This is a genomic window from Pseudomonas sp. WS 5503 (assembly GCF_012985385.1).
Lineage (GTDB): Bacteria > Pseudomonadota > Gammaproteobacteria > Pseudomonadales > Pseudomonadaceae > Aquipseudomonas > Aquipseudomonas paracarnis.
Map to the genome: position 1 here is coordinate 1 of NZ_JAAQWI010000021.1, position 10,585 is coordinate 10,585.

Here is a 10,585-nt window from a genome sequence, read left to right on the forward strand (position 1 = left end):
TAAAGGAAAGAAGAACAGCCATGGACATGATTTCAGCTCAGACATTCCGCTACTCAATCTCTGATGCCGGATGTCCATAGAAAGAACCTCTTTTCCAGGAAATTGGGGCTTGAAGTCCATACCTGCGCAATTGCACCTATTTGACCAGTCAGTTGCATTGGTACTGACCACCGCGTGCATCCGACGCCAGTGGGCAGCAGAGACGCAACAGGCAGAAACCGGCCAAGAGCTGACTTCCGATATCTGTGAGAGAATCCAAATCAGAATACTCAAGCTAGAACGGACTCCCCCCTTATATGGAATTGAATCGCCCAACTCTCTACGACATCGCATGTCACTTCTGCGTCAGTGGCATAACCGGCGCGACCATTCCCTACACTCGTCTGAGCAATATCCTCGAAAGCATGTTTCATCAGCGACCGCTCACTGCATTGTCGCTGAGCTACCTACGGCAGCAAAATCTCAACGAACTGCATCAACTTGCGAGCGGTCAGATCACATATGAAGCCTTCATCGCGGCTTTAGACCCAGTGTTAGTAGCTCGCGAGCAGGCGGCCAGATTAGAGCACCAAACCAAGGAAGTTGAACGACTGGCCCAGGAGGCCGAGCAGGCAAAACGCAAGCGCGAAGCAGCAAAGGCTGCCCGTATTGCTCGCAAGGCGAAGTATGATCGAGAGTACGAGGCTGCTGAGACAGCTCGCGTTGCCCGAGAAACCGAGTGGGAGGCGCAGCGCAAGCGTAATTGCGAGGTTGCTGAAGCCATGTACAACGCCCGCATGAGCGACCCCGGCTCCATAGCTCCGACTCCCAACGATATTGCCCGGCACTACCGGGTGAGCCACCTGCAAGGTGCGGTTGCCTCCCCACTGAGCAATATCCTGGAAGCTCTCTATCGAGGCCGTCCGCTTTCCGAGGCCTATCTGAACTACCTCAAGGTCAAGGGGTACCCCGGGCTGTTTGCGCTGGCGACTGGTCAAGCCAGCTACGAGTCCTATATTTCAGACCTCGATGCTGCTGACGCTGCCGCAGCTGCTCGCCTAGAACTGGTCGAGGCAGCCAAACGCCGGCGAGAAGCTGCGGAGGCCGATCGCCTTGCTCGCGAAAGCGATCCGGCATACATCCTGCGCAAGAAGTACGGAATTTTCGCCAACGCTCAGTCATTGAAGCCACGATTGATGGATATCCTCCAGAACCTGGAGGCCGGCAATCGAATGGCACCTGACGATCTTGTTTGGCTCAAAACCGAGGGCCATGTGTATTTCACTGAGGTGCTGCGTGAAACCTACCATCTGCGCGAAGCCGAATTCGCCAGCAATGAGTACCGGCGCACCCAGGACCCATGGAACGCAATCAACGCCAGTGGTCACTTTCGAAAGTGCAATCAGCCCGAGTCAGCACTTGAACTACTCGCTAGTGTGCCGGCCAACAGATTCAAACAGCCCAAGATCCACTCAGCCATTTGCACTACCCGCGGTGGTGCCATGCGCGATCTTGGGCGGCGGGAAGAGGCACTTCAGCTCGGCAAGCAGGGGCATGAGTTACAACCCAGAAACTTCCGACCATGCACGCTGATAGGTGCTGTTTGTATGGAGCTTGGCGACTATGCGGCCGGGCATGGCTGGTACGCCAAGGCTGAGGAGCGCGGTGCCAGCAAACAGATCATTGACACCGAACTACGGGGCATCTTCCTCCGGGCGGACAACGCTTGGCGAGAAACAATGCGGACGTCCTTGCTGGAAAAAGATCCAGACCGTTATCACTGGGTGAATGACAAGAAATTTCTGAGTGGATCGTTGCCAAGTTCGCAGGCTAAACCAAACGTCCGCTGAGGGTTGGCAGGAGTCCAATAAATGGCTGCTCGTGGCTGTTCTCTGACGGTCGTGACAGTGACACGCCCTGGTCAAGTTGAACGCAATCCGTGGGCAACGCCAACCCAAATTGGTGATCAAGAGGAGTGCAATTTCGCACATACCTGAGGACTGCTCACCACATCGCTTGCGTCGGTAGTAGCTTCCGCACTTTCCCCGTTTCTCACCGCTAAACGGCGCTTTCCGGTAGCGGACTTTAGAGCGGCTTGATACTGGTCAGCATGCAGAAATTCTGCCCGTGTAGCGTCACGACCGGACAAGCCACTAGGGTGGCGGTCAGGAAAGCAGGCAAACGGAACACGGCGAAGCACCTCGAAGGCGCCGGCCACTTGCCATCCAACTGGGCGCGGCCTTTAATCGGCGGATCTGGAAAGGAGACGGATATGCCATTGTTGGACGAGATTATTGGGTGGGCCGGCGGACTCAGACCCTGGCAGCAGGAAGCACTGCGCCGGATATTTGCCCGGGCCGAACTAGCCCAGGATGACATCGAGACCATTCTGCGAATGGTTCGCGAGCAAGAACGGGAAGACGCAACCACGGAGGGAGCACGGCCATTCACATTGGACGACGTACCAGGCGCCGGAAGTGGCGCAACCGTGCGGTTGGTGGGTGTCTCGGGGCTAGACCAGGTAAACGGCTTCCCGTCCGGTCGTGCCTTTGACCTCGCACCGGAGGGCATGACCATTTTCTTTGGTCATAACGGTGCCGGCAAATCCGGCTACGCCCGCGTCTTCAAGAATGCCTGCAACGCTCGGCATCGGGTGGAGGTCCTGCCCGACGCTTTTGGGGCGGCAACCCCAGCTAGACCGCCATCAGCAGATTTCGCCATTTTGGTGGATGGCACTCCGGAAACGGCACGTTGGGCCCAGAACGGGCCGGCCCATTTGCATTTGAGTTCGGTCTCGGTCTACGACGCGGCCTGTGCCAATGACTACATCGACGCGGAAGGGACCCCTGCATTTCAGCCCTACGGACTCACTCATCTGACGCGCCTGGTCCTACTTCAGCGTGATTTACAGGCACGGATTGGGACCGAACGCAATGCCTTGGCTCTGGATACACGGCAATTCGAACCGCTGAAGGGTGACACCGAAGTCGGCCGCTACATCGCAAAATTAGGTGGGGACTCGGACCGCGCCGTGCTTGCTCGATTAGGGACGGTCGGTGACGATGAACTCCGGCGACTGGAGTTTCTGAAGCGGACATTACTGGAAAGCGATCCTGTGCCGCAGGCGCTGGCCTTGGAACGTTTGGCGACACGCTTGGACCAGGCGCAGCGTCGAGCCGAGGAAGTCCAGCGCTGGGTGAATGATCGTGCCATAGCACGGGCAAAGGAACTGATTACAACAGAAAAAACCGCGCATCTCGCCATGCAATTGGCGCAAGCGCGTCTTCAGGATCGAGACACACTGAACGCCATGGAGTTGCCGGTAACGTCCTCACCCACCGCCACGCTGCTGGAAGGCACAGGAGCTGAACTCTGGCAAACGATGTACCGAGCCGCTGAGGCTTTCTCTCAGCAGACGGCATACCCTGAACATCCCTTCCCGCACCTGGAACCGGACGCTTACTGCGTACTCTGCCAGCAACCTTATTCAACGGATGCCTCGGAGCGCATGCGGCGTTTCGCGGCATTTGTCGCCGACAGTGCCACGGCGGATGCGCAAGCCGCCACGCTTGCGCGCATGAACGCTCTAGGGAGGGTGCAGGCTGTCGATCTAAACGTTCTGGATGTGCCAACACGGGCTGACGTGGAGGAGCGACTGCCCGACCTACACGCTGCCACCACCGCAGCGGCATCGGCCTGGACCGCCCGGCATACTTGGGTTAGCCAAGCCCTGCAAACTGGAAACTGGTCCCCCGAGTCAGAACCGCTTCCTATCGAAGCAAATCTCGATAGTCTCTTCGCCGCCAAAGCTGCTTCGCTCCGAGTCGACGCCAATACCCTGCGGACCTCTGCCGATCCCGCTGTACGCTTGGCGCTGACCCAAGAACTGGCAGAGCTAGAAGCCCGACAACGCCTCGCCAACCAGCTTGGCGCGGTGGAGCGGTTTGTTCAGGACAGTCAGGTCCATGCCACATTGAGCCGCTGCCATGCCGCCCTCAACCCAGCGGCCGTGTCACGCAAACTGACGTCCCTGGCGGCGACGCATGTGACCGAGGCTCTGGCCGCTTCCATGAATGCTGAGTTGAAAGCCCTGGGCTATAAGCGACGGGTGCAACCCGACCTGAGCGGGCGCACAGAGCTGGGGGTGACCAAGGTCACGCTGCGCCTGCAGGAAATCACGGCGAAAGCCTCCAAGGTGCTGTCAGAGGGCGAGCAGCGCGCGTTGGGGATGGCTATGTTCCTCGCCGAGCTCGAATCCCTGCCACATACTTCGACCGTTATTTTCGACGATCCGTCTACGTCGCTGGATCACGTATATCGTCGGGCCATAGCTCGGCGTTTGGTAGCGCTGGCTGAGACCCGCCAAGTGCTGGTGTTCACCCATGATGCGGTGTTCCTGACCGAGCTCGCGATGGCGCTTCAGCGTGCTGATCGCTCGGCCAGCTACAAGACCATCGGTTGGGACGAGTCGCCGGGACTAGTGAGCGAGGGGCTGACGTGGGCGACGATGGACACCAAGGCCCGCCTGGCCGATCTCGAAAGTCGTGCGAAAGCGCTGAACGTTCCGGTCGGCAGCGACCCGGATGATGAGCTTGAGCGGCAAATTGCATCGGGATACTCAAGCCTCCGAGGCACTGTCGAGCGCGCAATCCGCGAGGTTTTTTTGAACAATACCGTCCAGCCGTTCAGTGATGTGGTGAGCGTAGAAGCATTTGGTGCTGTCATTGGCCACCCCGCAGAGGAGTGGGAGCAGTTGCTGGCAGTGTATGCGCGGGCCTGCGAAGCTACCGAGGCCCACGACACCCCAGGCGAGCGCCAACTACCGCTTCCCGCGCGCGAGGAGTTGCTCGGCGATATCGCCCAGGTCCTGGAATTAATCAAAAACGCGACTAAACGCCGAACTGCCTACGAGAATCTACGCCGGGAGCGGACCGCGCAACGCAAGAAGCTCTTCGGCGGCTAGCCCGACGTTTCATGCCGGGCTGGTCGGGCATGGCTGTGTTTCTTTCGAATATTGCGAGCTCTCCGTTTCAAAGTTTTTTGTGGCCTCGCGGATTAAGAGGAAGCACATTGGAGGCCGGCAGTTGGCGCTCCAAGTCCGCAATACGGTCGTACAGCTCAAGAATGGTGGCGTCGGCCTCACCGAGTAGGCTGGCTAGGTGGTCACGCTGCTGCGTGATTTCCTCGATCCGTTCTCGAAGTCCACGATTTTTTCTGCGGGCTAATAAGCTGACTTGGCGCACTGATGGCGGACGTTGCTCAGCGTGTCCTTCCACGTACTTTTGGATCTCAGCGATCAGTAGGGGGAAACGAGCTTTTTTCAGTGCAGAGGGGTCGCTGCCGGCTTCCTTGGCAACGTTGTTCTGACTTACAGGCGTCCCCTTCGGCAGTCGTTCGGGCTTGTTGCTCTTCAGCCGCTCGAACGCTGCGCGATACTGCTCGCCGGCACTCATTCGCTTAGCCGAGTCAGCGGATTCAGGTTTGCCGGATGACATGGCGATAATTCTCCACACTACGTTTCTGGGCTTCCAACGAAGTCCTTAGCGGACTATCTACCTCGGCAGCGGCCAGGCGCTCATCCAATACCGCCTCCAACACTTCGACTTCGTCGAGTTGCTCGGGGTCATAGAGAACGTCCGCACATGGTTTGGTTTCTCCGGGGGAATCGCCCCCTCCGCAGCGAGCGATATTGTCGATGCCCCCATAGGGACAGGGGGTACGGCTCGTGCAGATGCCCAGCAAAATCGGTCGATGAGTGACCGTCCCCTTCTTAGCCAGATTGATCGCTTTCTTAGCATCAGAGGCTGAGATCAGGCGGACAATCTCAGATTTTCGCTTCTCGCCGTGGGGGCTGACGAATCGGTTGCTCGTCAGCTGTTGCAGCTGCCTACCCAAAGTTTCGTACATGGTGCGGACGTAGTAGGTATGGGCCTTCTCTTCCAGCCGTACCCTGGAATGGTTTTGCCCGTAGTAGAGGCTCATCGCTCTGGCGACGTGCTTTAGCTGAAACTGCAATGAAGCGTCGCTGACCAGCCCGGATGCCTGCATATTCACTGCGCCGGTTCGTCGGAGTTGATGCCAGGCCAACGGCCAGATTTTGCCGACCGCAAACTCGTCGGTCAGCGTCGGCGTCACCAACCGAGCCAATGCGAAATCTTCCGGCGTAATGCGCAATTGCTCAGGGTCGAACAGCTTGTCGAACCACTGAAGCACATGGGCATAGCTCGGAATCGATGGCCGAATCGTGCGGTTGATTTTGGTGAGCTTCGTTCCCCACGGTTCAAGGCAATAATCAAGCAGATAGCGCTTGGCCGGATCATCCGGCACCGAGGCCTCGCCGGGGGGAGAATCGCATTCTGCGCGGAGGTCTGCGACCACACGCATGGCTTCAACTGCCACCTGAGCTGACGGGGACGTCACCCAGAGTGCCTCAGAATCCGACATCGTCTTGGTCGTTCGTCCGCGCAATACATGGATGTCGCCAAACTGCGGATCACGTTCTATGTGCAAGCAATCGGCGCGCAGGTTCCAAGCCTCTTCGACTCGCATGAGGCTGAAATTCAGCAGATAGCACAGTCCAGATCGGCTCACGAGGTTGAGGTAGCGACTCAGAGTTTGAATGCGAATTTCGTCGTCGCTCACTCCCAACCAGCGACGAAATAGTTCCACCATGCCAAACCGATGCGCTGTGTCGATGAATGGGCCGTAGTACTGCCGCCCAGTCCACTTTCCGTTTGATCCATCCGACGGCCACTGAAACGGATAGAACGATTGTGGCCTGCGTTGTCCTTGGAGACTGGCAGAGTTGTGCCGATAGGCAGCCAGACAGAAGCGGAAGCACTCCTCGACTTGGCCTCGATGCGCCAAAAAGTCATCCAGGCATTCACGCAAGCGTGTGATTTGATAGTGCCAAATGCGGGGCGGGATATAGGGGGTCTGGAGCTTCTGGTGGTCGGGCATGGCCGCTGCGAGGCGTGCCAACCCTGCGCGATCCAACAAGGTGAACCCCAGCGCATCCCGCCGCTCGTACAGTTCGTGCAGCAATGCCAAAAACTCACCGGACCGGGAAGCCTGGAGCACCTTCGGGAGAAGGTCGGCAACGCGCGGAAAATGACTCAGTTCGGATGCGAGAATGCCTTCTTGAGTGCACAAGACGAACAGCCGACGCATCTGGTCGAAGCGCGTTTTCAGGCCTCGGTATCCTCGGGCTCCATTGGGGCCGTATAGCCACCAGCCGATTATGGTCCGCAATAAATCGGCGTTCGCAGGATCGATCGCGGCGACATATTTCTTAGCTGGGCCATCGCCGAAATTGAGAGTGAGCCGTTTTCCCGCCCACGCGTCGAGCCGCCAAATGGCATCGCCCCAACGGCTCACCACCTGGCCAGCGGCATCTATGATGACCGGCCAATCACGCTGTGGTGGCCAGCACGGCGGACGGTAGTTCGGCGCATCAGGAATCGCTAGGGGCGAGTCGATGCCGAGGCCAAGTTCGGAAAGAATATTTTTCGTCATGCTGATCTTTGTCGCAGTTCTGCCAATTGGATGAAGCCATCCCAGGCCGGGTGGTAGTCACCTTCACTTATGCGCGCTCTGGCTTCTTCGACCCAAAGCCTGCGGACCTCGCTACTTTCTTCGAAGAAGCGCAGTTTGGCCGTCAGCCGATCGATCACCAGCAGGGCCGGATGCTCTGTCGTCAGGTGCTTACCCGAACTGGGTGGGCGGTAGCGTGCCAGTTCAAGCGATTTGAGGTGGCGCAAGCTACCGAGAGACCACACATGATCCTCACTTTCGATATCCCGGTGCTGGGTACAGAACAGGCAACCGGCAGCATTGATGCAGTCGGGTCGCGGACCATTCTTCGGCATCGTGCCCACTGGTTCAGGTGTGGCCGATACACATCTACCAGGAGCAGGAGGTGAAAGGGACGGATCGGTTTGCTGATGGAAGCGCGTAATTTCCACCATAGCGATCTGCGGATGGGGGTCGGCATATACGCGTATCAGCGTTTGCACCGTATGCTGGGCCAACTCCGCAACCTGTTGGGGATTCTGGGACTCCCGAAGCAACCAGTTGATGCGCGTCCCGCGCAGTTTTCGCGGTCTCACTATCGGTATGCCAAGCTCGCGGCAGATACGCGTAACGTTCGTGAACTGCGTCGCCTCTTCTAGGATTCGTCCCCCGCTACGTATAAGCGGAAAGAGCAAACCATCCCGCTCATTGGGAAACCATTCGGAACGCCATTCGAGATAGCGCTCGAACCACTCTCGATAACTGGCAAAAATCTCGAATAGCACTTCTCCTTCCCGTCGTTTTTTGTAGGTACGTACCTGGTAGCCGTCTAAGTGGCTGGTGTAATGAAACTGCTCAACCCGCAGGGTATGTGCTTGCTGGAGGTTCAGACCGGTCTGGGCGATGAACATCAGCAATTCACTCTCGATCCGTAAATTGACGATGGGGAAACGGGTCCGCAGTGTCCGATCTGCATCGTGGGCGGCACGCGCCGCCAGGGATGCTTCGATTTGCGCTTGATTTTGCGGCCTGGTACGGCGGGCCGCTACTTTCTCGGGCCTCTGCAATCCCGACCATAGTTCCAGCACTTGGCCGGTGCGTAACGAAATACACACTGGGAGGGGGGCCATTGCCCCCCTCCAGGTCAATGCCTCGCATACGTCAGCTAGAAGGTGTCCGAATGCGAAGGTGTTTTGCAGACTCTGCTTGTCCGCTTTGCTCGTATGTACCTTGCCTTTGCCGCGCGGCTTGCGAATACGTGTGCTCTTGCTCAGGCTTGCTTGGCGGTCCAATGCTCGGTCCAGCATCGTCGCCGTGAGCCTGGTGAGATCGTACAGGGACCCATCACTGAAATTACGTTCGACTCGATGACGCTGGAGCAAGTGATCGGTCCAACGAATGAACGTGTCGGCCGCCGTCTCGAGACTGAGATTCACGTTTTCTGAATCGATCCAGGCAAAGAATCGACGCAATGCACTGATCTTGTTCTGCACCGAGAAGCGACTTCCGCCACCAGCAAGGTCGTCAGTCATGTGCTCATGCAGCCGCGTCACCAGCTCGAAACGTTCCGGCAAGGGACTGCCGAGTTGGCCCTGCGCGATCTGGCGGCCCACATGCTTCACCTTTGCTGCTGCACCTCCGCGAAACAGCAGCGGCCGGAGGTCCCAGGGCGTTTCAGTGGCCCCATACTCAAGCATCGGGAAAGTGAGGTCGAATTCGAAACTATCCATCGTACCGCGCCCCAGCGCCGATCCCGCTAAATGCCGCCATGAAGCTATTTGAGAGGGCTTGTTTGATCGGCAGTGCCTGTACGAATCGGATGTATTTGAAGGTGGTGGCTTCAGAGTTAGGCCCGTGGAGCAACGCGTCGCTGACCGTCGCAATTACAATAGCGACATCGGAACAAGCCGATAGTGCCAGACGTGCCAATTCGGTACCGAAGGTGCAGCGCGACTGATGGAAGCGGAATTTACGGAGCACCTGTAGTTCTGCTTTGACGCCCCGTTTTCGAAACTCGGACATCTCAACATTCACAGCAGATGACTGATCGGTTCCGCGCCTGCCATAGGCGTTACCAAAGCGGGTCAAGAACAGCAAGTCACGATTCTCAGGCGAGGCTTTCGCCTCTCGTTCCATCCTCCGCCAGCCTTTGGCATATTCCAGCAATTCATCACGCAACGCTTCGGGTATCCAGACCTGGCCAGTCACACCGAATTTCGTGTGCACTGGCGGAGCTGCGCCTGGACCAACTGCAAGGCGTAGAAGCCCTTCAGCGGAAGGGTCGGGGGCGGCGCGCTCCAGAGATTGAATCTTGAGATCACAGATGCTGCCGAGCCGCATCCCGGTAAAAAATCCAAGGGCCAACATGAGGTAGAGCTCGGGCGTGGCGTTCTCTGCGGCGAAATCCAGAATTGCATCGCGATCGGTCTCCGAGACTGGCAACAGCCCATCTTCAAGCGTTTGGCCTGGACGCTTACGGTTCGGGATGCTGAGGTCGGTGGTGGTTCCGCTGATCGTTCGCTCGAACCCCACCCGGTCGAAGTATTTAACGACGTAGGGCTTTTCCCGCCACAGCTGGACGTGTGGAGAAAGAAGCTCCCTATGCCTTACCCACCGATAGAACATGATGCAATTGCGCATGTACTCAGACGCCGTGGATGGGCTGACCAGGCCGGCATCGCGCATCTTGATCAACGCCCCTCGGTATAGCACCAGGCAGCGGTCAGCTTTGCGAGCGGGAAACTCGAACCACTGCAAATCACGAGATTCAAGAAATTTAGCGTAATTGAGAAGGCCATTCATGTTACTGGCAACGGTCTTAAGAGAAGCGTCACCAGTCGTTGCTCGCTCCACTGCCCACAGGTTTGCCTCCCTCCAAGGTGCATAGTCTGCCCAAAAGATTTGGGGCAAGCCCTCAATGGATGGCCGGCTGCTACTGGGGGAGTATGCGACGGCGTTCTCTCTGCGCACGAGGTAATGGGGCACGAAATGAATGCGCTCTAGCGTCGCCATTCAACGCCCCTGGGACGCTTAACAATGTCCATAGATAGAACTCAATAGCTTATGCGTCCACACTATACAACTTACTCTTATC

The 10,585-nt window shown here is 57.7% G+C and carries 7 protein-coding genes; 2 read left to right on the forward strand and 5 right to left on the reverse strand.

The features are described from left to right. Nucleotides 1–273, reverse strand: a 273-nt coding sequence (locus HBO10_RS31155) for a hypothetical protein (protein WP_222937101.1), incomplete at its 3' end; no start/stop codon positions are given. Between the two features lie 23 nt (nt 274–296). Here HBO10_RS31155 and HBO10_RS30890 point away from each other — a divergent pair. Both HBO10_RS30890 and HBO10_RS30895 read left to right on the forward strand, forming a co-directional pair. Next, nucleotides 297–1,829 (forward strand): hypothetical protein, encoded by a 1,533-nt coding sequence (locus HBO10_RS30890; RefSeq protein WP_169922253.1) that lies wholly within the window; start codon nt 297–299, stop codon nt 1,827–1,829. A gap of 422 nt (nt 1,830–2,251) precedes the next feature. Then, nucleotides 2,252–4,942, forward strand: a complete 2,691-nt coding sequence (locus HBO10_RS30895; RefSeq protein ID WP_165563247.1) for an AAA family ATPase — start codon at nt 2,252–2,254, stop codon at nt 4,940–4,942. A 67-nt stretch (nt 4,943–5,009) separates the two neighbouring features. Here the strand turns inward: HBO10_RS30895 and HBO10_RS30900 are convergent, their stop codons facing one another. The 4 genes from HBO10_RS30900 to HBO10_RS30915 are packed head-to-tail and all read right to left on the reverse strand — an operon-like array spanning nt 5,010 to nt 10,503. Then, on the reverse strand, nt 5,010–5,432 hold the full coding sequence (locus tag HBO10_RS30900) for a hypothetical protein (protein WP_079379915.1): 423 nt from the start codon (nt 5,430–5,432) through the stop codon (nt 5,010–5,012). A 22-nt stretch (nt 5,433–5,454) separates the two neighbouring features. Then, complete coding sequence (locus HBO10_RS31615; protein WP_169922254.1) at nt 5,455–7,494, reverse strand: hypothetical protein; 2,040 nt, start codon at nt 7,492–7,494, stop codon at nt 5,455–5,457. Then, entirely contained in the window at nt 7,491–9,221 is a 1,731-nt protein-coding gene (locus tag HBO10_RS30910) for a site-specific integrase (protein WP_088177151.1), read from the reverse strand. The genes HBO10_RS31615 and HBO10_RS30910 overlap by 4 nt, the downstream gene beginning before the upstream one ends. Then, nucleotides 9,214–10,503 (reverse strand): site-specific integrase, encoded by a 1,290-nt coding sequence (locus tag HBO10_RS30915; protein WP_088177152.1) that lies wholly within the window; start codon nt 10,501–10,503, stop codon nt 9,214–9,216. The genes HBO10_RS30910 and HBO10_RS30915 overlap by 8 nt, the downstream gene beginning before the upstream one ends. Nucleotides 10,504–10,585 lie beyond the last annotated feature (82 nt).

What these genes read in the sequence shown, in the direction of transcription:
- HBO10_RS31615 (WP_169922254.1), bottom strand. Translation starts at nt 7,494, where the DNA reads ATGACGAAAAATATTCTTTCCGAACTTGGCCTCGGCATCGACTCGCCC.
- HBO10_RS30895 (WP_165563247.1), top strand. Translation starts at nt 2,252, where the DNA reads ATGCCATTGTTGGACGAGATTATTGGGTGGGCCGGCGGACTCAGACCC.
- HBO10_RS30915 (WP_088177152.1), bottom strand. Translation starts at nt 10,503, where the DNA reads ATGGCGACGCTAGAGCGCATTCATTTCGTGCCCCATTACCTCGTGCGC.
- HBO10_RS30900 (WP_079379915.1), bottom strand. Translation starts at nt 5,432, where the DNA reads ATGAGTGCCGGCGAGCAGTATCGCGCAGCGTTCGAGCGGCTGAAGAGC.
- HBO10_RS30910 (WP_088177151.1), bottom strand. Translation starts at nt 9,221, where the DNA reads ATGGATAGTTTCGAATTCGACCTCACTTTCCCGATGCTTGAGTATGGG.
- HBO10_RS30890 (WP_169922253.1), top strand. Translation starts at nt 297, where the DNA reads ATGGAATTGAATCGCCCAACTCTCTACGACATCGCATGTCACTTCTGC.